General features: G+C 69.2%; 24 protein-coding genes. 8 read left to right on the forward strand and 16 right to left on the reverse strand.

Features of this window, described 5'->3' with window-relative positions:
* From VGD93_RS13470 to VGD93_RS13500, 7 genes are all read right to left on the reverse strand, one after another.
* The coding region (locus tag VGD93_RS13470) for a pseudouridine synthase (protein WP_395012671.1) at positions 1–1,408 on the reverse strand (1,408 nt) is incomplete at its 3' end.
* 75 nt (positions 1,409–1,483) lie between these two features.
* A complete protein-coding gene (locus VGD93_RS13475; RefSeq protein WP_395012672.1) occupies positions 1,484–2,182 on the reverse strand; it encodes a hypothetical protein in 699 nt (232 codons plus the stop codon).
* Positions 2,183–2,314: 132 nt separating this feature from the next.
* Complete coding sequence (lspA, locus tag VGD93_RS13480) at positions 2,315–2,773, reverse strand: signal peptidase II (RefSeq protein ID WP_395012673.1); 459 nt, start codon at positions 2,771–2,773, stop codon at positions 2,315–2,317.
* Between the two features lie 56 nt (positions 2,774–2,829).
* The gene (ileS, locus tag VGD93_RS13485; protein ID WP_395012674.1) at positions 2,830–5,796 is read right to left on the reverse strand and encodes an isoleucine--tRNA ligase; all 2,967 of its coding nucleotides are present in this window, start codon (positions 5,794–5,796) and stop codon (positions 2,830–2,832) included.
* Positions 5,797–5,886: 90 nt separating this feature from the next.
* Positions 5,887–6,876 carry a bifunctional riboflavin kinase/FAD synthetase gene (locus tag VGD93_RS13490; protein ID WP_395012675.1) on the reverse strand — a complete coding sequence of 330 codons (990 nt, stop codon included), beginning with the start codon at positions 6,874–6,876 and terminating at the stop codon, positions 5,887–5,889.
* Between the two features lie 46 nt (positions 6,877–6,922).
* Positions 6,923–7,777 (reverse strand): TIGR01459 family HAD-type hydrolase, encoded by an 855-nt coding sequence (locus VGD93_RS13495; protein WP_395012676.1) that lies wholly within the window; start codon positions 7,775–7,777, stop codon positions 6,923–6,925.
* Between the two features lie 87 nt (positions 7,778–7,864).
* Positions 7,865–9,103 (reverse strand): EAL domain-containing protein, encoded by a 1,239-nt coding sequence (locus VGD93_RS13500; RefSeq protein WP_395012677.1) that lies wholly within the window; start codon positions 9,101–9,103, stop codon positions 7,865–7,867.
* Between the two features lie 167 nt (positions 9,104–9,270).
* Between VGD93_RS13500 and VGD93_RS13505 the strand changes: the two genes are divergently transcribed.
* Positions 9,271–10,713: a sigma-54 dependent transcriptional regulator gene (locus tag VGD93_RS13505; protein WP_395012678.1), complete on the forward strand. Its 1,443-nt coding sequence runs from the start codon at positions 9,271–9,273 to the stop codon at positions 10,711–10,713.
* 3 nt (positions 10,714–10,716) lie between these two features.
* On the opposite strand, the gene VGD93_RS13510 is transcribed toward VGD93_RS13505, so the two are convergent.
* Positions 10,717–10,902, reverse strand: coding sequence for a hypothetical protein (locus VGD93_RS13510; RefSeq protein ID WP_395012679.1), 186 nt, complete (start codon positions 10,900–10,902; stop codon positions 10,717–10,719).
* A 10-nt stretch (positions 10,903–10,912) separates the two neighbouring features.
* The gene (locus tag VGD93_RS13515; protein ID WP_395012680.1) at positions 10,913–12,067 is read right to left on the reverse strand and encodes a glycosyltransferase; all 1,155 of its coding nucleotides are present in this window, start codon (positions 12,065–12,067) and stop codon (positions 10,913–10,915) included.
* 250 nt (positions 12,068–12,317) lie between these two features.
* Here VGD93_RS13515 and VGD93_RS13520 point away from each other — a divergent pair, with 250 nt between their 5' ends.
* Positions 12,318–12,605: a co-chaperone GroES gene (locus VGD93_RS13520; RefSeq protein ID WP_395012681.1), complete on the forward strand. Its 288-nt coding sequence runs from the start codon at positions 12,318–12,320 to the stop codon at positions 12,603–12,605.
* 47 nt (positions 12,606–12,652) lie between these two features.
* Positions 12,653–14,293 carry a chaperonin GroEL gene (gene groL, locus VGD93_RS13525; protein ID WP_395012682.1) on the forward strand — a complete coding sequence of 547 codons (1,641 nt, stop codon included), beginning with the start codon at positions 12,653–12,655 and terminating at the stop codon, positions 14,291–14,293.
* Positions 14,294–14,366: 73 nt separating this feature from the next.
* Here the strand turns inward: groL and VGD93_RS13530 are convergent, their stop codons facing one another.
* Entirely contained in the window at positions 14,367–15,827 is a 1,461-nt protein-coding gene (locus tag VGD93_RS13530; RefSeq protein ID WP_395012683.1) for a class I adenylate-forming enzyme family protein, read from the reverse strand.
* A gap of 108 nt (positions 15,828–15,935) precedes the next feature.
* On the opposite strand from VGD93_RS13530, the gene VGD93_RS13535 reads away from it, so the two are divergent.
* Entirely contained in the window at positions 15,936–16,622 is a 687-nt protein-coding gene (locus VGD93_RS13535) for an outer membrane protein (RefSeq protein WP_395012684.1), read from the forward strand.
* On the opposite strand, the gene VGD93_RS13540 is transcribed toward VGD93_RS13535, so the two are convergent.
* Positions 16,619–17,371: a TSUP family transporter gene (locus tag VGD93_RS13540; RefSeq protein WP_395012685.1), complete on the reverse strand. Its 753-nt coding sequence runs from the start codon at positions 17,369–17,371 to the stop codon at positions 16,619–16,621. The genes VGD93_RS13535 and VGD93_RS13540 overlap by 4 nt on opposite strands.
* 88 nt (positions 17,372–17,459) lie before the next feature.
* On the opposite strand from VGD93_RS13540, the gene VGD93_RS13545 reads away from it, so the two are divergent.
* Positions 17,460–17,930, forward strand: a complete 471-nt coding sequence (locus VGD93_RS13545) for a GtrA family protein (RefSeq protein ID WP_395012686.1) — start codon at positions 17,460–17,462, stop codon at positions 17,928–17,930.
* Here VGD93_RS13545 and VGD93_RS13550 read toward each other — a convergent pair.
* The 4 genes from VGD93_RS13550 to hisS form a co-directional block, all read right to left on the reverse strand.
* Positions 17,866–19,098, reverse strand: a complete 1,233-nt coding sequence (locus VGD93_RS13550) for a glycosyltransferase family 2 protein (RefSeq protein ID WP_395012687.1) — start codon at positions 19,096–19,098, stop codon at positions 17,866–17,868. The genes VGD93_RS13545 and VGD93_RS13550 overlap by 65 nt on opposite strands.
* A 68-nt stretch (positions 19,099–19,166) precedes the next feature.
* Complete coding sequence (gene hisG, locus VGD93_RS13555; protein ID WP_395012688.1) at positions 19,167–19,892, reverse strand: ATP phosphoribosyltransferase; 726 nt, start codon at positions 19,890–19,892, stop codon at positions 19,167–19,169.
* On the reverse strand, positions 19,889–20,974 hold the full coding sequence (locus tag VGD93_RS13560; RefSeq protein ID WP_395012689.1) for an ATP phosphoribosyltransferase regulatory subunit: 1,086 nt from the start codon (positions 20,972–20,974) through the stop codon (positions 19,889–19,891). Before VGD93_RS13560 ends, hisG begins: the two co-directional genes overlap by 4 nt.
* Positions 20,971–22,509 carry a histidine--tRNA ligase gene (gene hisS, locus VGD93_RS13565; RefSeq protein ID WP_395012690.1) on the reverse strand — a complete coding sequence of 513 codons (1,539 nt, stop codon included), beginning with the start codon at positions 22,507–22,509 and terminating at the stop codon, positions 20,971–20,973. Before hisS ends, VGD93_RS13560 begins: the two co-directional genes overlap by 4 nt.
* Positions 22,510–22,936: 427 nt before the next feature.
* Between hisS and VGD93_RS13570 the strand changes: the two genes are divergently transcribed.
* On the forward strand, positions 22,937–23,164 hold the full coding sequence (locus VGD93_RS13570; RefSeq protein ID WP_395012691.1) for a hypothetical protein: 228 nt from the start codon (positions 22,937–22,939) through the stop codon (positions 23,162–23,164).
* A 15-nt stretch (positions 23,165–23,179) separates the two neighbouring features.
* Here the strand turns inward: VGD93_RS13570 and VGD93_RS13575 are convergent, their stop codons facing one another.
* Complete coding sequence (locus tag VGD93_RS13575) at positions 23,180–23,815, reverse strand: DNA-3-methyladenine glycosylase I (RefSeq protein WP_395012692.1); 636 nt, start codon at positions 23,813–23,815, stop codon at positions 23,180–23,182.
* Between the two features lie 50 nt (positions 23,816–23,865).
* On the opposite strand from VGD93_RS13575, the gene VGD93_RS13580 reads away from it, so the two are divergent.
* A complete protein-coding gene (locus tag VGD93_RS13580; RefSeq protein ID WP_395012693.1) occupies positions 23,866–24,303 on the forward strand; it encodes a response regulator in 438 nt (145 codons plus the stop codon).
* A 133-nt stretch (positions 24,304–24,436) separates the two neighbouring features.
* Positions 24,437–25,008 (forward strand): outer membrane protein (locus VGD93_RS13585; protein ID WP_395012694.1); only part of this gene is annotated, 572 nt, incomplete at its 3' end.

Below are 25,008 nucleotides of genomic sequence, written 5' to 3' on the forward strand. Positions count from 1 at the left end.
CGGCGGCTGGGCGCGGCCGCTTCTCGGCCCCCTCGCGGGGCGGACGCGGCCTGTCGCCGAAATCGCGCTTGGGTCGATCGGCGACGTCGCGCCGCGGACGGCCCTCGGCGGGTGCATGATCGCGCCGTGTCGTCGCCGGGCGCTCGCCGTCGCGACGTGGCGGCCGAGGCCGGCCACCGAAATCGCGTTGCGGCCGGTCGCCGGGCTCGCGTCTGGCCTTGTCCCCGAACGCGCGGGCGGGGCGCTCGGCGCCCTCGCGGCGCGGGCCGGCAGCAGCGCCCTTGTCGTCGCGCGGCTTCTTGCCGTAGAGCTTTTCCTTGAATTCGGCGGGCTCGCGCCCGTCTTCGAAATGGATCTTGCGGGGCGGCCCTTCCTCGGCGGCAGGTTCCGGGCGCCGCGGGCGCGCCTGTGGCCGCGCGTCGAAGCGCCCCGGGCGGTCGCGGCGGGGACGGTCTTCGTCGCGCACATCCCGTGCCGGACGGTCGGGCCGGTCCGGCCGGTCGGTGAAGCGGAAGCGGTTGAGCGTTGCGCTCGCCCCCGAGCGTCCCTGTTTGGGCTGGTCCGTGCCCGGGGCAGCCGCCCGGAGCCGGGGATTGGCGGCGCGGCGGCGCACGATGTCCGCGGCGTCCGGCAGTTCGCTTTCGAAATCGACGCCGGCCTCTTCCGCGAGCCGCTTGCCGAGTTGGTCGCGCAGCACGCGCGCCTTGACCACCTCGACGGCGCCGATGGGCAGGTCCCCGAGCTGGAACGGACCGAAGCTGACGCGGATCAGGCGGTTGACCTGCAGGCCGAGGGAGGCCAGCACGTTCTTGACCTCGCGGTTCTTGCCTTCGCGCAACGCCACCTGCAGCCAGACATTGCTGCCTTGGGGGCGCTCCAGCTTCGCCTCGATCGGCCCATATTTCACGCCGTCGATTTCGACGCCCTCGGCCAGGGCATCGAGCTGGGCCTGGGTGACGGTGCCGAAGGCGCGGACGCGGTAGCGGCGCAGCCAGCCGGTCGCGGGCAGCTCGAGCACGCGCTTGAGCCCCCCGTCATTGGTGAGCAGCAGCAGGCCCTCGGTATTGATGTCGAGCCGGCCGATGGAGACGACGCGCGGCAGGCCCTGGGCCTCGAGCTTTTCGAAGATGGTCTCGCGGCCCTCGGGGTCCTTCTCGGTGACGACCAGCCCCGCCGGCTTGTGGTAGAGCCACACGCGCGTGCCCTGCCGGGCGGCGAGGATCTCGCCGTCGACCTTGATCTGATCGGTGGCGGCGACGTTGAAGGCCGGGGTCAGAACCACCTTGCCGTTGACCGCGACGCGGCCGTCCTTGATCCAGGCCTCGGCGTCGCGGCGCGAGCACAGGCCCGAGCGGGCGATGACTTTGGCGAGCCGCTCGCCTGCGGCCGGTATGGGGCTCTCTGCCACGATCGTTACTCCTGCGGGACCTCTCGGTCGGCGCATCCTGGGAAAACTGGAATTGGCGGGAGCCCCGCCGCGCGGCTAGTCCTTGATGCCGAGGTCCGACTTGAGGTTGCCCGAACCCGTGCCGAGCAGCCCGCCGGACTGCGGCGCGCGCGAGGCGGTGGCCTTCAGGGCCTTGCGGATTTCCTCGGGGCAGGCCTTGTCGTCGAGCCGCACGAGGTCGCCGTTCTTGGCAAGGCAGACCATTTCGGTGCCGCCGACGACGGTGAAGTATTCCTCGGGCGGCAGGTAGAGCGGACGCGCGCCGCCCTTGAGCTGGGCGGCGGTCATGCGCGCCGTCAGCTGCCGCGCCTCGGCCTCGGTGAGCGGGCGGCCAGCGATGGTGCGCAGGTCGACGACGCGGGCGTTGCGCAGGCGCTTCATGTCCTCGTCCGACAGCCCCGACGTATCGATCTGCACGGTGTTGGAATCGGCGGGCAGCAGGGCCGTCTTGGTCTCCGCCTCCGGGGCCGGCAGGCTGGCCGTCTGCTTCGGCATGACGAGCGGGGCGCGGCGCTGGTTGGTCTCTTCCTTCTGCTCGCGGTCGATCATGCCGAGGCCCTGCAGCGTCGAGGTCATCACCTCGCGCTCGAAGGTGCCGAAATCGGTGACCGCACTCGTGCCTTCCGTGGTCGTGCAGGCGCCGACCGACAGGGCCAGCAGCAGCGCCGCGGAGAACAGTCCGGTCCGGGTTACGGCCAAAACGGCGGGCCGCCGCCCGGTCGAGTCGCTACGCATGAGACTTCCCTTATTCCCCAACTCGCCCCGGCATGGTCGCCGGCACGCGCCTGCCCACTGCAAGCAACATTGCCCCGCGCGCGCCTTATAAACCATGAACGCCCGTAAAACCAGATTCAGGCAGCAATGCGTTCAGGCGGCATCCGGCGCCGGCCTGTCACGTCCGATTCCCAGGATGTCGAGGACAAGCAGCAACACCCCGAACGTGATGGCGGTATCGGCGATGTTGAAGATGTAGAACGAATAGGCCTGCCAGTGGAAGTGGAAGAAGTCGGCCACGGCCCCGTATAGCAGGCGGTCGACGGCGTTCGACAGTGCCCCGCCGATGCACAGCGCCAGCCCGGCCCGCACCAGGGTCTGGGTCGAGCGCCACCACCATATGGCGAGCGCGATGGTCGCGGCGGCGATGACGAGGCCCAGCAGCCATAGCGGCAGGTCGCCGAACAGGCCGTAGGAGACCCCGGTGTTCCACACCAGCACGTAGTCGAAGAAGCCGGTGACGGGGACGATTTCGCCGCCGCGCCAGCCGAGCACCTCGATCTGGACGTGCTTGTGCAGGCGGTCTGCGAAAAGCGCCAGGGCGAGCAGCACGAGGCTGAGCCCGATCCCTGGCCGGCCCGCTCCCGCCGGCGCTGACGCGGGCGCGCTCAGAGCCCGGCCGCCCGGCGCTCGCGCATGGCCTGGGCGTCGCGCGGCGAAAGGTCGGGGTAGTCGGGGTCGGAGCCGACCTCGGGCAAAATCTTCCACGAGCGGGCGCAGCGCTTTCCCTTGGCAGGGGCGAAGGCCACCGCCACGCCGGGCACCTCGTCGAGGCGGAAGGCGTCTTCCGGCCCCTCGCCCGCCGTCACCTCGATGGCGGAGGTGATGCAGATCTCGGCGAAGTCCTGGCCGTCGAGCGCCGCCAGCAGGCCGGGATCGGCCACGAACACCAGTGGCGCCGCCTCGAGCGAGGAGCCGATGCGCTTGCCCTTGCGCTCGATCTCGAGCGCGCCGGTGACGACGCGGCGCACCGTGCGGATGTTGTGCCACTTCTCGGCGAGGGCGGCGTCGGCCCACGCCGCCGGTATTTCCGGGAAGGTCCGCAGATGTACCGAGGAATCGTCCCCCGGGTGGCGCTCCAGCCAGCACTCTTCCATGGTGAAGACCAGGATCGGCGCCAGCCAGGCGGTGAGCGTGTCGAACAGGGTTTCGAGCACGGTCAGGCTCGCCCGCCGGCGCTCGGACGAGATCGGATCGCAATATAGCGCATCCTTGCGGATGTCGAAGTAGAAGGCGCTGAGCTCGATATTCATGAAGTTGGCGAGCAGCGCCACCACGCGCTTGTAGTCATAGCCCTGGTAGGCCTCGCGCACCTGGCCGTCGAGTTCGGCCAACCGGGACAGGATCAGCCGCTCCAGCTCCGGCATCCGGGCGTGCTCCACCCGCTCCTCGGGCCGGTAGTGGGCCAGATTGCCCAGCAGCCAGCGCAGCGTGTTGCGCAGCTTGCGGTAGGAATCGACCGTGGTGTTGATGATCTCCTTGCCCAGCCGCAGGTCTTCGGAATAATCGGCCGAGGCGACCCACAGGCGCACGATGTCGGCACCGTACTGGCGGATGAGGTCCTGCGGGGCGACGACGTTGCCGAGCGACTTGCTCATCTTGCGCCCTTCCCCATCCATGGTGAAGCCATGCGTGAGCACGGACTCGTAGGGCGCGAAGCCGTTGGTGGCGCAGCTTTCGAGCAGCGAGGAGTGGAACCAGCCGCGGTGCTGGTCCGAGCCTTCCAGGTACATCGAGGCCGGGAACTTGAGGTGCGGCCATTTCTGCTTGTTGCGCAACACGAAGGCGTGGGTCGAGCCCGAATCGAACCACACGTCGAGGATGTCCATGACCATCTCGTAGTCGGCCACGTCGTGGTCCGGCCCGAGAAAGCGCTCGGCCGCGCCCGGCTTGTACCAGGCGTCGGCGCCCTCGGCCTCGAAGGCGTCGGCGATGCGGTGGTTGACCGACTCGTCCTTGAGGATTTCGCCCGTCTGCCGGTGCACGAACACGGTGATCGGCACGCCCCAGGCGCGCTGGCGGCTGAGCACCCAGTCGGGGCGCTCGGCGATCATCGAGCGCAGCCGGTTCTGCCCGGCCGGCGGATAGAACCGGGTCCTGTCGATGGCGGCGAGGGCGCGGGCGCGCAGCGTGTCGCCCGACCCGCCGATGTCGCGATCCATGTACACGAACCATTGCGGCGTGTTGCGGAAGATGACCGGCTTCTTGCTCCGCCACGAATGCGGGTACTGGTGCTTGACCCGGCCGCGGGCCGCCATCATGCCCCTGTCGGCCAGCGCCGTGATGACACGCTGGTTGGCGTCGCCCTTCTTGCCGGAATCGTCGAGCACGCGGGCGCCCTCGAAGCCGGGCGCGTCCTTGGTGTAGAAGCCGGCGTCGTCGACGGTGTAGGGGATGGTTCTGTCGATGCCGCGCTCGGCGAGCAGGCGCCCCGAGTCCATCCAGATCTCGAAGTCGTCGAGACCGTGGCCGGGGGCGGTATGCACGAAGCCCGTGCCGGCGTCCTCGGTGACATGCTCGCCGTCGAGCAGCGGCACGGCGAACTCGTAGCCGCCGGCGAGGCCCTTGAGCGGGTGCGACGCCAGCATGCCGGCGAGCATGTAGGGCTGCACGTCGAAGCGGCGCTCGTAGTTCTCGACCTTGGCCTTGTGGAAGACGTCGGCGGCGAGCTCGTCGGCGATGACGTATTTCTCGCCGGTCCTGGCCCAGTTGCCCTCGGGCGCGCTCATCACCTCATAAAGCCCGTAGGCGATCTTCGAGGAAAAGCTGATGGCGCGGTTGCCCGGAATGGTCCAGGGCGTCGTCGTCCAGATCAGCACCGATGCGGTGGCGAGTTCGACTGCATGCTCGGGCTCGACGCCGGCGGTCGAGCGCACCGGGAACTTCACCCAGATGGTGTCGCTCTCGTAGTCCTGGTACTCGATTTCGGCCTCGGCCAGCGCCGTGCGCTCGACCACGCTCCACATCACCGGCTTGGAGCCGCGATAGAGCTGGCCGGAGGCGGCAACCTGCATCAATTCGCGGGCGATCTGCGCCTCGGCGTCGAAGCTCATGGTGAGGTACGGGTTGTCCCATTCGCCGAGCACGCCCAGGCGCTTGAACTCCTCGCGCTGCACGTCCACCCAGTGGCTGGCGAAGGCCCGGCACTCCTGGCGGAACTCGACCACCGGGACCTCGTTCTTGTCCTTGCCCTTGGCGCGGTACTGCTCCTCGATCTTCCATTCGATCGGCAGGCCGTGGCAGTCCCAGCCCGGCACGTAGGCCGAATTGTAGCCCAGCATCTGCATGGAGCGCGATACGAGATCCTTGAGCACCTTGTTGAGGGCGTGCCCGATATGGATGTTGCCGTTGGCGTAGGGCGGGCCGTCATGCAGGGTGAACAGCGGCCGGTCCCTGGCCTGTTCGCGCTGGCGGGCATAGATGTCCATCTTCTCCCAGCGCTCGAGCCAGCCCGGCTCGCGCTCGGGCAGCCCGGCCCGCATCGGGAAGGCGGTCTGCGGCAGGAACAGGGTCGCCGAATAGTCGGTTTCGGCGGCGCCGGGGCCGGCGCCAGCGCCCTTTTGGGTATCGTTCATGGTAGCCGTTCTTCAGCGGGAACTGGATTTGGCGGCCTTGTAGCAAGGCGGGTGCCGCGGTGCCAGTGTTTTGCCGCGCCGCGGCCGGGGCTAGCCGAAGAAACCCAGCGCGCGGTCGAGATCGCTGATCGGGCCGGCGGTGGCCAGGATGGCGCGGGCGGCATCGGCATCGCGCCGGACGGCGGCGATCAGCGCGTCGACGCCGGAAAACACGCGCTGGCCGCGCACATGGTTGACCAGCGCCACCGACAGGTGGTGGCCGTAGATGTCCTCGTCGAAGTCGAACAGCCAGGTCTCGAAGGGCGGGCGCTCGTTGTTGAACATCGGCTTGCCGTAGCTGGCGACGCCGTTGAACAGGCGCTCACCCAGCCGGGCCCGCACCGCATAGATCCCCTGGGCAAGGTCGAAGACGGCGGGGGTCGCCATGTTGGCGGTGGGAAAGCCGAGTTCGCGCCCGCGCCGGTCGCCGACCACTACCTCGCCCTCGAGGAACCAGTGGTAGCCGAGCAGGCCGTTGGCGACGTCGAGGTTGCCGCGGCGCAGCGCCTCGCGCACGCGCGAGGAGGAGATCGGGCCGATGTCCTGCTCGAGCATCTCCAGCGTTTCGACGACGAAGCCCTGCTCGATCCCGGCCTGCCGCAGGTAGTCGGGCGTGCCGCGGCGGTTGCGGCCGAAGTGGAAGTCCTCGCCGACGATGACCCGCGAAACGTCGAGGGCCCGGATGAGGAAGCGGGAAACGAACTCGTCGGCCTCAATCTGGCTGAAGGCACGATCGAAGCGCAGGACGACGATGCCGTCGAGCCCGAGCGCCTCGGCGAGCCGCGCCTTGGCGTCGGCGCCGGTCAGGCGGAACATCACCGGTTCGGGGGCAAACACGTCGCGCGGATGCGGCTCGAAGGTCAGCACCACGGCGGGCACGCCGCGTTCCCGCGCCCGTTCCTTGAGCACCTCGAACACGTACTGGTGCCCGCGGTGGAAACCATCGAAATTGCCGATGGCGACGGCGCAGCGCTTGAGCGCATCGGGAACCTGGTCAAGGCCCGAGAGCCTGATGAAGCCGGACAAATCCAAACCCGCCACGATTTTTCGCGCGTTCAATGGCAAGAAACCGGCCTGCGCGCAACCCTTACCAGGCAAGGCGCGGCATGAAGCCCGCCAGCGTCACCCCGGACGGCTCGACCAGGCGGCGGATGGCGTTGGAATCGGGCTCGCCGAAGGCGTCGACCTCGGCGGCATGGATGGAGCCGGTGATGAACAGCAGGTCGATGCCGAAGCCGGCGGCGCCGATGGCGTCTGTGCGCACGCTGTCGCCGATGGCGAGGATGCGTTCGCGCGCGACCGGCCCGCCCGCCGCCTGCTCGACGAGGCGCAGCGCCTCCTGGTAGATCGGCCGGTACGGCTTGCCCGCCATGCGCACCATACCGCCGCGCGCCTCGTAGAGGTCACCGAGCGAGCCGCCGCAATAGATCAGCCGGTCGCCGTGCTCGACCACGCGGTCGGGGTTGGCGACGATCATGGGCAGGTTGCGCGCGAGCCACAACTCGACCCGCTCGCTGTACATGTCGGGGGTGTCGTCGTCGCTGTCGAGGTCGGTGACCACCACCGCCTCCGCCGCCTCGACGCTGCCGCGGACCAGGTCCAGCCCCTCGTAGAGCGCGTCGTCGTCCGAGGGCGGGCCGACATGGTGGACAACCTTGCCGCGGTATTCGGCCAGCATGGCGCGCGTCGCGTCGCCGGAAGAGACGATGGCATCGTAGGCGTCGCGGGAGACGCCCAACTGGTCGAGAAACGGCACGATGGCGGAGGACGGCCGCGGGGCGTTGGTGATCAGCACCACCTTGCCGCCGGCGGCGCGATAGGCCGCCAGCGCCGCCACCGCCGTGGGATGCGCGGCGACGCCGTTGTGCACCACGCCCCAGACATCACTGAGGACCGCCTCGTAGCGTGGGCTGATCTGGGAGAGACCGGAGAGTGCATGCATGACTGGTACCGCCTTGTTTCCGGCACGACCGGCCGGGCAAGGCAGCTTCGTAGCGGATTCCCGCGCCGGCGGGAATTGGCTCGCCGCCTATCGCGCCTCGGCGCGACGCGGCGAGGGGGTGATGGTGGTGCGCTCGACCATGAGGTCCGGACGCACCGGGCCCGCGCTGCCGACATGCGGCCCCGATACCAGCACGATGCCGTCCTCGAGAAAGCTCAGCAATTGCTGCTCGTCGATGACCCCGGTGACGATAAGGTCGAGGTGGAAGCGGCGGCCGTAGGCGGCGATGTCGGCCGTGTGGAAATCGGTGAACTCGTTCGGGTCGCGCAGGAAGCGGGTGGCGTCGAAGCGGACGGAGGTGAAGCCGATGCCCTCGAGTTCGCCGAAGTCGAGGCGCAGCGTGGCGGCGCCGGCCAGCGAGAAGGCGGCCCCCAGGTGGCCGATCCCGGCGAGCGCTGCCTTTTCGGGCGGGGTCATTGCCCGCCAGTCGGCGAAGGCGACGACGAAGATCAGCGCGTCGGCGACGGCGCGGTTGGCTTCGAGCGTCGCCAGCACCGGCGCCACGGCCTCGGGATCGCCGACCGAAGCGCGCGTCAGCGGTACGAACAGGCGGATCGGCATGCCGTTGGTGCGCGAGCGGCGGGCGATGACGATGGCCTCTTCCAGCATCAGCGCCTCGAGGCGCCGCATGACTTCGGCGTGGCCGCGGCGCGGCAGGAAATCGGGCGGCTCGGCAAGTTCGCCATCTTCGAGCGCGAGCCGCGGCACCAGGTCGTAGCCGTAGGGCCGCCGCTGCGGCAGGGCGACGACCGGCTCGATGTGGCAGACCAGCCGGTTGTCGGCCAGCGCCTCCTTGAGCATCTCGATGGGAATCACCGGATCGGGGAAGCTGTCTTCGTCCACCGCCTCCGGGGCGGGCGCCGCCGGTGGCGCCGCCGGCAGCGACCCGTCGGCGCGCCCGGCCTCCTCGATGTCGGCGACCGCCTCCGCCACCTGGCGGATCACCGTCCCCAGCACCGAGATGTCGGCTTCGATGGCGTCCAGCCGGCTGCCGGCATTGGCGTCAGCGAGAGCGTTGATGCGCTGGCTGAGAACGGCGCCGGCCTGCGCGTCGGTGGAAAGCAGCCGCGACAGGTCCTCGATGGCCCGTTCCAGCCGCGCCTCGGCGCGCCGGCGCAGTGAACGCTCCAGCAGCATGACCGCCACGGCGCCGAAGGCGACGGCGGTCACGAAGGCCTCGATGGGCGAGAACGTCAGCCCGAAATACGCGGCTGCCGCGATGCCGAGGCAGGCCAGCGCTATGAAGATATAGACCACACCCTGCACAGCGGTTTCGCAATCTCATGCTGGAACCGGGACTCGATGCCGAAGCCATAGCATCGCTGCCGACCGCTCGGAAGCATGCGGGGCGCGCGCGGCGTTCAAAACGGATTATTTACCGTGTTCATCAACAATCGCGAGCAGTTGACCACAGCCAGGAAGGCCCGCCAACCATGCCCGCACGCCCCGCCTCCGGCCCCGATGCCGCCGCGCGGCTCCTGCTGATCGAGCGTGACCCGGCGGCCGGCCGAACGCTCGCCGGGCAGTTGGGTCAGTGCCTGGCGAGCACGCTGGAAATGGCAGCGGCGCGCAGCGGCAGGGAGGCGGCGGAGATGCTGCGCTCGAGGCCGTACGACATTGTCCTGGTTGATCTTTCCAGCATCGCTGACCTCGCCCCGCGAACCGAGGACGCGGTCGCCCGGCTGGTGCGGCTGGCAGCCGGGGCGCTGACCATCGCGCTGTCCGATGGCGCCTCCGTCTCGGCCGCGGTGGCGGCGATGCGCGCCGGCGCCCACGACTACGTGGCCAAACCGGTCAGCGGGCCGGCCTTCGCCGCCCGTATCGGAGAGCTGGCGCACCGCCACGGCAAGGCGCGGGCGTTAACCATCGAAGGCGGCGGCGCCGCCGCACCGACCCACTTCTCGGGCTTCGTCGGCGCCTCGACGCAGATGCAGTTCGTCTATGAGCAGATCGAGCGCATCGCGCCGTCCTCCGCGCCCGTCTTCATCACCGGGGAAAGCGGCACCGGCAAGGATGTGTGCGCCGAGGCGCTGCACGAACGCGGTCCGCGCGCGCGCAAGCGCTTCGTCGCGGTCAACTGCGCCGCCATCCCCCGCGACCTCATGGAGAGCGAGCTGTTCGGCGTCGTCCGCGGCGCCTATACCGGGGCCAGCGAGGACCGCCGGGGGGCGGCCGAACTCGCCGACGGCGGCACGCTGTTCCTCGACGAGATCGGCGAACTCGACCTCAGCCTGCAGGGCAAGCTGCTGCGCTTCCTGCAGACCGGCGCGGTGAGCCGGGTGGGCGACGCCGGCACGCGGCAGGTCGACGTGCGCGTCATCTGCGCGACCAATCGCAACCCGATGCAGATGATCGCCGACAAGCGCTTCCGCGAGGACCTGTTCTACCGGCTGCACGTGCTGCCCATCCACCTGCCGCCGCTCAGGCAGCGCCCGGCCGACATCGTGGTCCTGGCCCAGCACTTCCTCGAGCGCTATGCGCGCGAGGAGCACAAGAGCTTTTCCGGCTTCTCCGGGGAGACGGCGAACCTGCTGGTGGCGCGCGAGTGGCCCGGCAACGTGCGCCAGTTGCAGAACCTCGTGCGCCGGCTGGTGGTGATGTTCGACGGCGGCGAGATCACCGCCGACATGGTCGCTGCCGCCGACATCGAGAGCCAGGCCCACGGCCTCGGCCGGGATACCGGGGTCGCCGCCCCAGGCCGGCAGGCCGTGCTGCCGATGTGGCAGCAGGAACAGCGCATCATCGAGGACGCGATCCAGACCTTTGCGGGCAACATCGCGCTCGCCGCGGCGGCGCTGCAGCTCAGCCCCTCGACGATCTACCGCAAGCGGCAGGCCTGGGCGGAGGCGGCGGAGCAGCGCCGAGGCGCGGCCTGAGGCTCAGCCCTTGGCCAGCTTCTCGCTGGCCTTGCGGGCGGTGGCGTAGGCCTTGTGCTCCTCGCCCAGCGCGGTGCCCTTCTTCAGCACCTTGCCGTCGGCCAAGACCTCCCACTGCCACTGCGCGTTGGGGCCGCTGCCGCCGGTGCGGCGCAGGCGGATTTCGTGCTTGCTGGCTTCATCGGCCATGGGGTTCTCCTCAGCGCCAGGTAAAGACGCGCGTTACCGAGTAATTGAAGACGACGCTCATCACCGCCCCGGCGATGCCGGCCAGGAACAGGTCGGGGCTGGTCTCGTAGATCCAGGTGGCGACCGAGACGTTGGCCAGCGCGCCGATCGAGCATACCGCGTAGAAGCTGAACAGCCCCACCCAGAAGCGGGCCCCGTGCAGCTTCTTGTCGGCATAGGTGAGTTCGTTGTTGAGCACGAAATTGGTGGTCATGGCGACCACGGTCGCCGCCAGCTGGGCGTTGGTGAAGTTGAAGCCCAGGCGCTCGTGCGTGAGCCACAGCGTCGCGAGGTGCACGAAGACGCCGCTGCCGCCCACCATGCCGAACAGCAGGAAGCTGGTCGGCAGCAGGCCGCGGCTGAGCTTGGACAGCAGCAGGCCGAGGAACTGCACGACGATGAGCGGGCTCATCTTGCTCTCGCCGGCGTGGCGGGCGCGGAAGCGGTACGGCACCTCGCCGATGGTGAGCGTGGCGCGCTTGCGCTGGCGCAGGCGCGTCGCCGAGACGATGATGTCGAGCAGGATCTTGAAGCCGTCCTCGCTGAGCGTGGGCGCGACCTCGTCGAAGACCTGCCGGCGCATCAGGAAGAAGCCGCTCATCGGGTCGGACAGCGTGACCCCGGTGAGCAGGGCCGACAGGCGCGTGGCGAGGCGACTACCGGCCTCGCGCGTGCTGGAGAGCCCCTCCCCGGCGCTGCCCGAGCCGGCATAGCGCGTCCCCACGACGATGTCGTCGCCGGCCTGCGCCCGGGCGAACATGGCCGGCAGGATGGTCTCGTCGTGCTGCAGGTCGGCATCGATCACCGCCACGAACGGCGCCGCGCTCGCGGCGATACCCTCGATGCAGGCCGAGGACAGGCCGCGCCGGCCGATGCGGTGGAGGCAACGCACATTGGGGTGGCGGCGCGCCATGTCCTTGACCACCTGCGCCGTGCCGTCCGGGGAATTGTCGTCGACGACGATGAACTCGAAGGGGATGCCGGCGAGCGCGGCCGTCACCTTCTCGTACAGCAGCGGCACGTTCTCGCGCTCGTTGTAACTGGGCACGACCACGGCGAGCTGGGGCGCCTGCCAGGTTCCGGCGGCGCTTGCGACGGCAGCGGATTCGAGTTCTTCGGCCAGCACACGCCTCATCCGGGTAGGGAAAAACCAGGCAGCTTGCTAGCCGCTCGGACGAGCGAATGCAACCGCGCCGGTGCCGCGCCCGGGCCGCCTCACGGTGCTGGCGCATGGCCGGGGACGGGGCGCTTCAGGTCCGCATCGGCTGCAATCTTGACACCGATTTGGCCTCACCCTATATGCCCCGACAGCGGTTAGCACTCACCACTGGCGAGTGCTAACAGCGCAGATTCACCCGAGTGTAATAGGAGCAGAAATGAGCTTCCGTCCCCTGCACGACCGCGTGGTCGTCCGGCGTGTCGACAGCGAGGAAAAGACCGCTGGCGGCATCATCATTCCCGATACCGCGAAGGAAAAGCCGTCCGAGGGCATCGTCGAGGCCGTCGGCCCCGGCGCGCGCGATGAAAGCGGCAAGATCGTCCCGCTGGACGTGAAGGCCGGGGACCGCATCCTCTTCGGCAAGTGGAGCGGCACCGAGGTCAAGCTCGACGGCAAGGACCTGCTGATCATGAAGGAAAGCGACATCATGGGCGTGATCGGCTGATCGCACCGCCCTTTCCAGTCCCAGCATATTCGTAAGGAGCGCCAATCATGGCAGCGAAAGACGTGAAGTTCTCCACCGATGCCCGCGACAAGATGCTGCGCGGCGTCAACATCCTCGCCAATGCGGTGAAGGTCACCCTCGGCCCCAAGGGCCGCAACGTCGTCATCGACAAGTCGTTCGGGGCGCCGCGCATCACCAAGGACGGCGTCACCGTCGCCAAGGAGATCGAACTCGACGACAAGTTCGAGAACATGGGCGCCCAGATGGTGCGCGCCGTTGCCTCCAAGACCAACGACGTCGCCGGCGACGGCACCACGACCGCGACGGTGCTGGCCCAGGCTATCGTCAATGAAGGCGTCAAGCTCGTCGCCGCGGGCATGAACCCGATGGATCTGAAGCGCGGCATCGACCTCGCCGTCGCCGAAGTCGTCGACAACCTCGGCAAGGCCAGGAAGACCATTTCCGAGAACGCCGAAGTGGCCCAGGTCGGCACCATCTCCGCCAACGGCGAGACCGCCATCGGCGAGATGATCGCCAGCGCCATGCAGAAGGTTGGCAACGAGGGCGTGATCACCGTCGAGGAGAACAAGACGGCCGAGACCGAACTCGATGTCGTCGAAGGCATGCAGTTCGACCGCGGCTATCTCAGCCCCTACTTCGTCACCAATGCCGAGAAGATGACCGCGGTGCTCGAGGATCCGGTGATCCTGCTGCACGAGAAGAAGCTGTCCAACCTGCAGTCGATGCTGCCGATCCTCGAAGCGGTGGTGCAGTCGCAGCGTCCGCTGCTGATCGTCGCCGAGGACATCGAGGGCGAGGCCCTGGCCACGCTCGTGGTCAACCGCCTGCGCGGCGGGCTCAAGGTCGCCGCCGTCAAGGCGCCCGGCTTCGGTGATCGCCGCAAGGCCATGCTCGAGGACATCGCCGTCCTCACCGGCGGCCAGGTGATCTCGGAAGACCTCGGCATCAAGCTCGAGAACGTCACCATCGACATGCTCGGCACGGCCAAGCGCGTGGAAATCTCCAAGGAGAACACCACCATCGTCGACGGCGCCGGCTCCAAGGAGGACATCCAGGGCCGCGTCGCGCAGATCAAGGCCCAGATCGAGGAGACGACCTCGGACTACGACAAGGAGAAGCTGCAGGAGCGCCTGGCCAAGCTCGCCGGCGGTGTTGCGGTGATCAAGGTCGGCGGTTCGACCGAAGTGGAGGTGAAGGAGCGCAAGGACCGCGTCGACGACGCGCTCAACGCGACCCGCGCCGCGGTCGAGGAAGGCATCGTGCCGGGCGGCGGCGTGGCGCTGCTGCGCGCCTCGAACGCGCTCAAGGCCAAGGGCGTCAACCCTGACCAGCAGGCCGGCATCAACCTCGTCAAGCGCGCCCTGCAGGAGCCGATTCGCCAGATCGTCAACAACGCGGGCGACGAAGGCTCGGTCGTGGTCGGCAAGATCCTCGAGAACAGCTCGCCGAACTTCGGCTACGACGCCCAGACCGGCGAGTACGGGGACATGATCAAGATGGGCATCGTCGACCCCGTCAAGGTGGTGCGCACGGCCCTGCAGGACGCGGCCTCGGTCGCCTCGCTCCTCATCACCACCGAGGCGATGATCGCCGAGGTGCCGAAGGAAGCGGCTCCGGCGATGCCGGGCGGCGGTGGCATGGGCGGCATGGGCGGGATGGACTTCTAAGTCCCGCCTGTCCCGACTTCCCAGTCACGGACACGAAGGCGCGGGTGGCAACACCCGCGCCTTTCTGCTTCGGTCAGGTCGGCTGCTGCCGGCACGCCCGCAGCACTTCGCGCAGCACGTTGCGCATGACCTTGCCGTTGTCGTTGCGCGGCACTGCCTCGATCCGGAACAGGCGGTCGGGCACCTTCTCGTTGAGCCGCGGACGTGCGGCTTCGGCGACGGCCGCAAGGTCGAGCCCATCGGCCGCAACGATGCCGGCCCAGATTTCTTCGATGCCCGCCGCGTTGGGCACGCCCACCACCCCCACATCCGTAACGCGCGGGTCGAGCCGGAGCACTTCCTCGATCGCGTCGGGCGCAACGATCACGCCGCCCCGGTTGATGACCTCGCCGGTGCGCCCGGTGATGACCAGCAGGCCATCCGGCTCCAGCCGGCCCATGTCGCCGGGGTAGAACCAGCCCGCATCGAGCGTCGGGGCGGGTCGGCCCTGTTCGTCGGCATAGACGGCCTGTTCGTCGGAACGGATGCGGATGGTGCCATCGACCCCCGCCGCTGCCGGCTTGCCGCCGTCGTCGACGATCTCGATCTGGGCCCACGGCAAGGGATACCCGATGGCGCCCTCGTGCCGGGCGAGATCGGTGGCAGTGGCCGAGGTCAGGGAGCCCGCTTCGGTCGACCCGTAGCCGCCAATGACATTGCTGCACAGTTTCGCGCGTGCGTCGGTGAGCAGCCGGGGCGGGATCTTCGCGCCGGCGAGCACGATGCTCCTCAGCGAGGCCAGGGGCGGCTGCTCGCCGAGTTCCTTGAGCACGCCTTCGATCTGGGTCACCGCCGCGACGACAAACTCCACCTTGAACAGGCGGATCATCTGCAGCGCCTCCGCGTACCCTCCGGCAAAGCAGAGCAGCGAACCGGCCGAGTGCACCATGGCGGGGATGAGGATCCCGGCTATGGTCGAAAAGCCCATCAGATTGAGCGTGACGTCGCCGCGCCAACGATACGGGTAGGAATAGTTCACGTTGGCCACACGCGTCGCCATGCATGCACCCGTCAGGGCAACGCACTTCGCCCGGCCTGTCGTTCCGGAGGAATAGACGTAGCGCACCACCTCGTCGGGGCTGGCGAAGCCCGGCAGCGAAAGCAGCTTCTGGTAGTCAACCTGCCTGGTGGAGGCGGCAAACCACCTGTCGTCCACTTTCCTGACCGGCAGCCCCGGCGCCTCCAGATCGTCGCGGTCGGTAAGGAACAGCCGCGGCCGCACGCCGGTCTGCTCGACCACGTGCGCCGTTCCGACCGAAGCGGAGGGCAGCCCCAGGAGAGCGAGAGCGTAGATGGTCGCGAGGTGATGCACGGGATTGCGGATGTCGAGCATCACCGGCGACCCCTTCGGCAGATCCAGCGTCTGCAGCACCTCGGCGACAGCCGAGGTGGCACTCATCAGGATGGCGTAGGTGGCGATGCCGCCGCCGAAGGCGACGGCCGGCTCCTGCTCGTGCCGGCGGCACTGATAGACGATGTTCTTGACCAGTTGCACGGGCGGCGTCCTCCCTCATGGCGTCGCCAAATCACCCTGCAGTGCTTCGGCGCCACTGTTCTTGCGTGGAAAACGTGGTATGTCCAACCTGAATGCGGGGCTGGATCAATGCGTAATGAACTTCTTCTCGCCACGGCACTGGGCACGAGCCTGAGCCTGTCTGTCGCTGCCGTTGCAGTGGCAGGGCCGGCCAGCGTCGACTGGTCCGGCCCCTATGTCGGTGTCACCGCGGGCGTCGGTGCCTCGACCAGCAATATAGAGGTGGACTACGACTACAGCGCCAGCCTCCTCGAGCATCTGAGCCTTCCGTCCGCAGGCGTCCTCGGCGGCGTGACCGCCGGCTATAATGTGCAGTTGGGCGACTTCGTCATCGGCGTCGAGGCCGACGGCTCGGTAACGAGCCTCGCGGGCAGCGACCATCTAGTCTCGTACCAGCCCGAAGACAGGCTCGAATCGCTGCTGAGCCTGCGTGCACGCCTCGGCGTCGCGAGCGGGCCGTTCCTCGCCTATGGAACCCTCGGTGTCGCCGGCGGGCACAGCAGCTTCTCCACGGAGATTGCCGATGTCGCCAAGGGACCGCCGACGGCGGCCACCGGCTCCGGCTTCGCGACCGGCGTCATCGGCGGCGGCGGCGTCGAGTACGCCATGACCGATAACCTCAGCCTCAAGGGAGAGGCGCTGGTCTACGGCCTCGGCGGCGTTACCGGGGTGGGCGATACCGGCAAGGGCGGCTACACGGCGGAGCACCGGCCCAGCGGCCTGCTCGTCAAGACCGGCATCAACCTGCATTTCTAGCGGAACAGCAGCAACCTGAGCGCCAGGATCACCGATACTGCGACGATCAGCGGGCGGATGATGCGTGCGCCGAAGCGGATGCCGGTGCAGGCGCCAAGATAGCCGCCGGCAAGCTGTCCCGCTGCCATCGCCAGCGCCGCCGGCCAGACCACGTCGCCGGCTGGCAGGAACAGCGCCAGCGCCCCCAGGTTCGACATCAGGTTGACGATCTTGGTGTGGCCCGCCGCGCGCGTCAGCCCGAGCCCGAACAGGGTGACGAAGCCCATGGTCAGGAACGATCCCGTGCCCGGCCCGAAGATGCCGTCGTAGAAGCCGACGACGAAGCCCATCGCCGGCACCCAGGCCGGGAAGGCGAGCCGGGCATGGCGGTCGGCATCGGTGAGTCTGGGCGCGAAGGCGAAATAGGCGGCGATGGCGATCAGCGCCCCCGGCACCGCCAGCGCCAGCAGCGAGGTGTCGATGCCCTTGACGGTCAGGGCCCCGAGCAGCGCGCCGAGGAAGGTCGCCGCCAGCGCGGGCACGAGCGCGCGCAGCGCGACGAACCCCTGGCGCCAGTAGGTGGCGGCGGCCATGGCGGTGCCGACCACCGACTGCAGCTTGGTGGTGGCCAGCGCCGCCACCGGCGGCAGGCCGGCCGAAAGCAGCGCCGGCAGCGCCACCAGCCCGCCTCCTCCGGCGATGGCGTCGACGAAGCCCGCCAGCATGCCGACGGCGCCGAGCGCGAGAAGGACGAGGGGATCGAGCGGCATAAGGATTCCGTAGCGGGCGGGCCGCTCTCGTTACCATTTCGGAACCCCGCGGCGCTAGCATGGGCGGGAACAATAGATGGACCGCGCCATGGCCCCCACTACCGGCAGCCGCCCGCGCGGGCTCGCGGGCCGCATTCTCAGCTTCGGACTCGTCGGGGTCGTGGGCTTTTTCGTCGATGCCGCCGTCCTGGCGCTGCTCATCGGCGGCTTCGGACCCTATGGCGGACGAGCCGTTTCGTTCGCCGCGGCGGTGCTGACCACCTGGGCGCTCAACCGCGCCACGACGTTCCGTGACCGGGCCGGTGGACTGCCGCTGGCGGTGGAACTGGGCCGCTATGCCCTTGCCATGTGCCTCGGCGGCGCCGTCAATTACGGCATCTACGCCGCGCTGGTCGGCGCGTTCGGGGCCGGCGGGGTCGTGCCCTACGCCGCCCTCGGAGCGGGGAGCCTCGCGGGCATGGCCGTCAACCTGGCGGCCGCCCACTACGCCGTGTTCAGGCCTCGAGCCGCTCGCCCGGCGGAGGCGCCGCGGCAGGCGCCGCCGCAGCAGCGGGCATGAGCCGCCCCTCCTGCAGTGGCACGGTGATCATCGACGACAGGAAGGCCGACATGGCCAGTTGCAGCCCGGCCACGAGCGTCGTCATGGCGAGGATCATCGCCCGCATGGTCGTCGAAGGGTTGAGAGCGCCGAAGCCGCGCTCGGCCCACTGCCCCAGCCCCCACATCAGCGCTCCGATACCGATGGCGACGAGCACCGCGGCGACCGCCAGCATGCGTTCGAGCGTCAGCGCCTCGAGCACGCCGTCGAAGGTCGCCGAGCGGGGAATGAAGCCGTATTGCGAGGCGAAGCGCCGCCCGATGACGGCGAAGGTCACCGACTGCAGGCCGACGAGGATGAACATCGCCGCCATCAGGAAGGTGTGGATGTCGAGTTCGATGCCGGGGCTGATCCGCAGCGGGCCGCGGAACAGCAGCGCGCCGAGGAACAGGCCCAGCGCCAGCAGCGCATAGCCCGGATAGAGGAACAGCCACCGCGGCGAGAACAGCAGCAGAAAGCGCAGGTGCCGCCAGCCGTCGCGGAAGGAGCGCAGGTGCGGCGGGCGCGAGCGGCCGTCGGGCACGAGGGTGGTCGGCACCTCGCTGACGCGCAGCCCGGTCAGCGTCGCCTTGACCAGCATCTCGGAGGCGAACTCCATGCCGGTCGTGCGCAATTCGAGGCCGAGGATGGCGGCGCGGTCGAAGCCGCGCAGGCCGCAATGGAAATCCGAGGCGGCGGTGCGGAAGAACAGCCGGCCGAGGAAGGACAGGACGGGGTTGCCGATATAGCGGTGGTGCCAGGGCATGGCGCCGGGGGCGATGCCGCCGTGGAAGCGGTTGCCCATGACCAGCGCCGCCCCGCGGCGCAACTCGGCGACGAAGCCGTCGAGCCGCGAGAAATCGTAGCTGTCGTCGGCGTCGCCCATGACGACGTAGCGGCCGCGGGCCGCGGCGATGCCGCCGCCCAGCGCGGCGCCGTAGCCCTTTTCGGCGACGGCGACGACGCGCGCCCCGGCCGCCTCGGCGATGGCCTGGCTGCCGTCGGTCGAGCCGTTGTCGGCGACCAGCACCTCGCCGGCGATGCCGGTGCGCTCGAGGAAGCCCCGTGCCTTGGCGATGCAGCGCGCCAGCGTCTCCGCCTCGTTGAGGCAGGGCATGAGGATGGTCAGTTCAAGTTCGGCACGGGCCATGACGGTCGCCTGCAGACGGCTCGGATGACCCGTTATAGGACGGCCCGGTTAAGACCTCCTCACCCGCCTCAGAGCAGCGTCGAGATGCCGGCCGGGACGCCGCCCATGATCGACAGCAAGGCCTCGAGCTGGGCCTTGCGCAGCGGCGTCCATTCGGCCGTGCGCGAGACGATCAGGTTGGCCTCGCTGGACATGATCAGCCCGTCCTCGAGCACGCGCAGGTTGTTGGCCGCGAGCGTCGAGCCGGTCGAGGTGATGTCGACGATGAGGTCGGCGGAGCCGGCCGCCGGCGCGGCTTCGGTGGCACCGGCACTTTCCACGATCCGGTACTCGGCGATGCCGTACTTGGCGAAGTGGCGGCGCGTGAGGTTGACGTATTTGGTCGCCACGCGCAGCCAGCGGCCGTGCCGGGCGCGGAAGTCGGAGGCCACGTCGGCGAGATCGACCATCTGCTGCACGTCGATCCAGGCGTCGGGCACGGCGACGACGACATTGGCTTCGCCGAAACCCAGCCCCCGCACGAACAGCACGTTCTCCTCCCCGTTCTCGGCGACCTCGTGGATCAGGTCGGTGCCGGTGACGCCGATGTCGACGCCGCCGAAGATCAGTTCGCGGGCGATCTCGGCCGCCGGGTAGAAGCGCACCGTCACCTGCGGCTGGTTCTTGATCGAGCCGATATAGGAGCGCGCCCCGCCCGGGCGGGCGATGGTCAGCCGCGACGAAGAGAACGCCTTGCGCGTCATCTCTTCGAGCCGGCCCTTGGAGGGGACCGCAAGCGTCAGGCCGCCGGTCATCGCGTTGCCTCCCGTTCCAGCCGGTCGACCCACAGGGCGCAGCCGGACGCGGTCACGTGCTCGGGCGCACCAAGCCGCGTCAGCAGCCGGTCGTACTCGCCGCCCGAAGCCAGGATCTCGCCCTCCTCGCCGGTCATCTCGAAGACGATGCCGGTATAGTAATCGAGCCGCGGCGAGAAGCTGGCGTCAAAGATCACGTCGGCCTTGGGCGACAGTGCCGCCAATGCCGCGGCGTGGTTGCGCACCTTGAACAGCGGCTCCTCGAAATCGAAGCCGTGCGCCTGGCACATGACGCCGATGCGGTCGAGCGCCGCCTGGGCGCTGTCGGACACCGCCAGGTAATCCTGCAGGAGCTTGACGGTGCGTTCGGGGATGCGGGCGGCGTCGAGCGCCTGCTTTTCGAGATAGCGGTCGGCGATCTCCTCCGGCGTGCGGCTGCCGATGAGGCTGAGGCCGGCCGAAAGCATGGCGTCGGTGACGATCTCGATGACCGTCTCGCGGCCATCCGGGGCGTGCCCGGTAATGACGGTGCCCGGCGTCGCGAGGCGCTCCATCAGGCGCCGCAGCGCCTCGGGATGCCCGAAGCGGTGGCGGATGCGGGCGCGCCAGGCCGGCGGCACCTCGGCGGCCTCGAGGAAGGCTTCGAACAGCCCCACGCCGCCCAGCCGGATCGAGGGCGCGGTGACATCGTAGATGGCGAGCGCCCAGCGCGCGAAGGTCAGCACCTGGTCGAGCGCCTGGCTGGAATCGGCCTGGCCGAGCAATTCGAGCCCCGCCTGCTCGTACTCGACCGGGTGGCCGTTCTGCTGGCGGAAGATGGTGCCCAGATAGGTGTAGGCGGCCGGCACCCCGACGAGGCCGTCCTCGAGGTAGGACTTGGCGATCGGCAGGGTGAAATCCGGGCGCAGGCAGTATTCGATGCCGTTGTTGGCGGTGGTCAGCAGCAGGTTGCGCCCGAACTCCTCGCCGGCGAGATCGAAGAACGGCCCGGCCGGCAGCAGCAGCGGCGGCGTGACGCGGGTCACCGTCCGCGATTCGACCAGCCGCACGAGACCGGCATAGCGCTCCGAAGCGGTCTTCACTCGACCCCCTCGGCAGCGAGCACGCGCCGGACCGCGGCGACCAGCCCGTCGCGGGGCGCATTGAACTGGGCGGGACGGGCCGCGCGCATTTCGGCGTTGTCGGTGAAGGCCTTGGCGGCCTCGGCGCCGGCGATCATGTCCTTGATGGTGACGACGCCCTGCTCGCGCTCCTGGCTGCCCTCGATCACCACTGCCGGGGCATTGCGGCGGTTGGCGTACTTCATCTGGGCGTTCATGCCCGACGATCCCAGGTACATCTCGGCGCGGATCCCCGCCTGGCGGAGTTCGGCGACCATGGCCTGGTAGCGGGCGGTCTGGTCGCGGTCCATGACCAGCACGACGACGGGCCCCGTGGGCGCCTCGCCGGCGAGGTTGCCGGTCAGCTTCAGCGCCTGGGCGAGGCGCGAGACGCCGATGGAAAAGCCGGTGGCCGGGGTCGGCTCCGGCCGGAAGCGGCTGACCAGCCCGTCGTAGCGGCCACCGCCGCCGACCGAACCGAACACCACCTGCTGGCCCTTCTCGTTGGTGACCGGGAAGGTCAGTTCCACCTCGAACACGGCGCCGGTATAATACTCGAGGCCGCGCACGACCGAGGGGTCGATGCGGATGCGATCGGTGCCGTAGCCGGCGGCGCTGACCAGTGCGGCGATGCTCTCGAGTTCGGCGAAGCCCTCGGTCGGCACGTGCTCGGCGGCGAAATAGCTGCGCCAGCGCGCGACGATGTCCTCGTTGGAGCCGCCCTCGCGGGCCAGCCGCAGCAGCGGCTGCTCGGTCCAGTCGTCGCCCTCCTCGACCGCGAGCGCGCTGTAGGCAAGGGCGAAGCGGATCAGTTCCTCCTTGAGGCCGGCCCCCGGCACCACGGCGCCGCTCTCGTCGATGCGCTGCACGCCGAGCAGTTCGCGCACGCCGGCCACGCCCAGGCGGTCGAGCTTGTCGAGGGCGCGCAGCACGGTGAGCCGAGTCTGGGCGTGCGCCTCGCCGGCGAGGCCCAGCGCCGCCAGCACCCCGTCCAGCACCTTGCGGTTGTTGACCTTGACCACGTATTTGCCGGCGAGGCCGAGCGCATCCATGGTGTCGGCCATCATCATGCACATCTCGGCATCGGCCTCGGGGCCGGCGGCGCCGACCGTGTCGGCGTCGAACTGCATGAACTGGCGGAAGCGGCCGGGGCCGGGCTTCTCGTTGCGGAACACATAGCCCGCCCGGTAGGAGCGGAAGGGTTTCGGCAGCCGGTCGTAGTTCTGGGCGAAGTAGCGGGCGAGCGGCGCCGTCAGGTCGTAGCGCAGGCTCAGCCACTGCTCGTCGTCATCGAGCAGCGAGAACACGCCGGCATTGGGCCGGTCGGTATCGGGCAGGAACTTGCCGAGCGCCTCGGTGTACTCGAACAACGGCGTCTCGACCGAGTCGAAGCCGTAGCGCTCGTAGACGGCCCTGATTCTCGCGATCATCTGGTCGACGGCCGCAATGTCGCCGGGCAAACGGTCCTCAAAGCCGCGCGGGAGCCGCGGTTCGATCAGTTTCTTGGTGTCGGTCATTTCATGCCGTAGGTCGGGCGGGCGCCACTTGCCTGGAGGCACTCGCATTTCGCGCCGTTCCTAGCGGAAAGGTGTTTTCTAGACAAGCGAAGCGCGACTGTGGCCGAGCCGCAACAACAGTCGTCAACTGCGACAGGCTGCCGCAGCAGCGCTTGGCAGCGTCGGCGAACCGTTCTAGAAGCCGGGCTCCGCCAATGCCAGCAGGGAGCAGCTACATGAGAACTGATCTGTGCGCCTCGACCCGCGGCATCGGCCTGCACCGCCCGAGCCAGCGAACCTGACGCTGCGCCGCCTGCCACACCGGCCGGCCCCCTAGCGCCACTGCCAAGCACGGCCTCGACGCCCGGCGACATGCCCGGCGTCCGCCCATCTTGTTCTTTTCACCGTTTGCCAGGGAGCCGGCGCGCCGTCGCGTCCGGTGGACACCATGTCTGAACAGCACTCCTACCCATACGATTCCGGACTGTTCGTCCGGCGGCCGAGCCTGCTCCGCGTCGTCGGCGAGGCCCTCATCGCCTGGGCCGACAGAAACGAGCGCAAACGGGCGGACTTTGCCCGCCGCGCGGCGTTGCAGCACCTGCCCGCCTATCTGCGGAGCGATCTCGGCCTGCCGCCGCTCGACGAGGGGCCGTCGCCCCTGGAGCGGCGGTGGTGACGGCGCCGGGCGTGGCTACTCCCGCCCCGGCCGCGCCAGCGCCTCCCGCTCTGCCTCGACCTCCTCACGGCAGTAGCAGCCCTCGACGTGGTCGTTGACCAGCCCCATGGCCTGCATGAAGGCATAGCAGGTGGTCGGCCCCACGAAACTGAAGCCGCGCCGGCGCAGGTCCTTGCTGAGGGCCCGCGAGGCATCGGTCTGCGCCATGCCCGCGAGGACCTGCGGGGTGAGCGCCGGCGGGCGTTCGCCGGGCCCCGGCTCGAAGCGCCAGAAATACGCGGCGAGCGATCCGAACTCGGCCTGCAGGGTGAGTGCCCGCCGCGCATTGTTGATGGTCGAGGCGATCTTGCCGCGGTGCCGCACGATGCCGGGATCAGCGAGCAGGCGGAGGATATCGCCCTCCGCCATCGCCGCGACTTTGGCGACGTCGAAGCCGTGGAAGGCGGCGCGGAAGTTCTCGCGCTTGCGCAGGATGGTCAGCCACGACAGCCCCGACTGGAAGCCCTCGAGGCAGAGCTTTTCGAACAGCCGCGTGTCGGAGACCACCGGCCGCCCCCATTCACGGTCGTGGTAGTCGACATAGATGGCCGCGCTCCCCGCCCACGAACAGCGGGGCCTCGGTTCGGGCTGCCCAGGCGTTGCGATTGACATTGCGTGCCTCCCCTCAGTAGTCAGCATCGGCGAAATCGGGGGTAGTGCCAATGCTTGCCGCGAACCGACTCACCGCTCTGGTCGTCGACGACAATGCACATGCGCGCGCCGCCGCGGCGGCGTGCCTGCGCCAGCTCGGGGTCGAGCGCATCAGCGAGGCGGAGAGCGGCGGTATGGCGCTCGCGCAGCTTTCGACCGAAGCCTGCGATTTGCTGCTCACCGACTGGTACATGCCGGGGATGGACGGTGCAGCCCTGATCGGGAAACTGCGCGCGTCCGGCCTGGGCGGCAAGGCCACGCTGCCCGTGCTGGTGATGACGGCCTATCCCAGCCAGCAGACGCGGCTTCAGGCGCGCGGCCTCGGCGTTGCCGACGTCTTGATCAAACCGCCCACGCCCGCCGCGCTGGCGGCGGCTCTGCGCCGGGCCGTGCCGGAGCAAGCGGCTACAACGCGCGGCGAAGAGGATGACCACCGCGTGTTCCTCTAGCAGGATCGCGCGTACGGGGCGCCACGACAATGTGCCGGCCCTCCTCTTTGCACGCTTGACCGAGTCAGCGGCAAACCTTTACGTGGGCCACGAGGGCGGTGCGGGGGTCACCGCGTATACAAAAGGGGCAATCATGACTATCGGCGTATCGACGGCACTGGCCGCGCTGACGGCGCTCGCGGTGCTGGCCGCCATTCCGGCCCAGGCCCAGGGGGGATCCTGGACGGGCGCCTATGTCGGTGCCGGGCTCGGCGCCGGCCATCTCGCGACCGACCAGTATTCGCCGCCGCAGCAGGGCTATGGCGGCTATGCCGCCGCCTCCTATGCCGGCTGGCATCCCTATGGGAGCATCCAGGCCGGCCTCGACCTGCAGCTGGACGAGGCCGTGCTCGGCCTCAGGCTGCAGCATTCGGTCACCGGTTCCGACGGCGATTCGTTCATGAAGGTCGACGAACTGGTGTCGTCGAACGCCGTTGCGCTGACCACGCTGTCAGCCCGCGCCGGCTACCTGCTGCAACCGCAACTGCTCGGCTATGTCAGCGCCAGCGTCGTCGCGGGCCGGTTCGACTATGGCAGCGTCGACGAGCGCTGGGGCCTCGTCGACGACAGCCTCGAGGCCACCCGTACCGGCTGGGGCATCGGCGCCGGCATCGAATACCGCCTGAGCGAGAACGTTTCCGTGTTCACCGAATACACCCACGTGCA

The organism is Devosia sp., from assembly GCF_036406155.1.
Classification (GTDB): domain Bacteria; phylum Pseudomonadota; class Alphaproteobacteria; order Rhizobiales; family Devosiaceae; genus Devosia_A.

Excerpts from the sequence above, each read along its gene's own strand:
- VGD93_RS13475 (WP_395012672.1), bottom strand. The coding sequence starts at position 2,182 with ATGCGTAGCGACTCGACCGGGCGGCGGCCCGCCGTTTTGGCCGTAACC.
- VGD93_RS13520 (WP_395012681.1), top strand. The coding sequence starts at position 12,318 with ATGAGCTTCCGTCCCCTGCACGACCGCGTGGTCGTCCGGCGTGTCGAC.
- groL (WP_395012682.1), top strand. The coding sequence starts at position 12,653 with ATGGCAGCGAAAGACGTGAAGTTCTCCACCGATGCCCGCGACAAGATG.
- VGD93_RS13535 (WP_395012684.1), top strand. The coding sequence starts at position 15,936 with ATGCGTAATGAACTTCTTCTCGCCACGGCACTGGGCACGAGCCTGAGC.
- VGD93_RS13540 (WP_395012685.1), bottom strand. The coding sequence starts at position 17,371 with ATGCCGCTCGATCCCCTCGTCCTTCTCGCGCTCGGCGCCGTCGGCATG.
- VGD93_RS13580 (WP_395012693.1), top strand. The coding sequence starts at position 23,866 with ATGCTTGCCGCGAACCGACTCACCGCTCTGGTCGTCGACGACAATGCA.
- VGD93_RS13575 (WP_395012692.1), bottom strand. The coding sequence starts at position 23,815 with ATGTCAATCGCAACGCCTGGGCAGCCCGAACCGAGGCCCCGCTGTTCG.
- VGD93_RS13550 (WP_395012687.1), bottom strand. The coding sequence starts at position 19,098 with ATGGCCCGTGCCGAACTTGAACTGACCATCCTCATGCCCTGCCTCAAC.
- VGD93_RS13545 (WP_395012686.1), top strand. The coding sequence starts at position 17,460 with ATGGCCCCCACTACCGGCAGCCGCCCGCGCGGGCTCGCGGGCCGCATT.
- hisG (WP_395012688.1), bottom strand. The coding sequence starts at position 19,892 with ATGACCGGCGGCCTGACGCTTGCGGTCCCCTCCAAGGGCCGGCTCGAA.
- VGD93_RS13570 (WP_395012691.1), top strand. The coding sequence starts at position 22,937 with ATGTCTGAACAGCACTCCTACCCATACGATTCCGGACTGTTCGTCCGG.
- VGD93_RS13510 (WP_395012679.1), bottom strand. The coding sequence starts at position 10,902 with ATGGCCGATGAAGCCAGCAAGCACGAAATCCGCCTGCGCCGCACCGGC.
- VGD93_RS13495 (WP_395012676.1), bottom strand. The coding sequence starts at position 7,777 with ATGCATGCACTCTCCGGTCTCTCCCAGATCAGCCCACGCTACGAGGCG.
- ileS (WP_395012674.1), bottom strand. The coding sequence starts at position 5,796 with ATGAACGATACCCAAAAGGGCGCTGGCGCCGGCCCCGGCGCCGCCGAA.
- VGD93_RS13505 (WP_395012678.1), top strand. The coding sequence starts at position 9,271 with ATGCCCGCACGCCCCGCCTCCGGCCCCGATGCCGCCGCGCGGCTCCTG.
- hisS (WP_395012690.1), bottom strand. The coding sequence starts at position 22,509 with ATGACCGACACCAAGAAACTGATCGAACCGCGGCTCCCGCGCGGCTTT.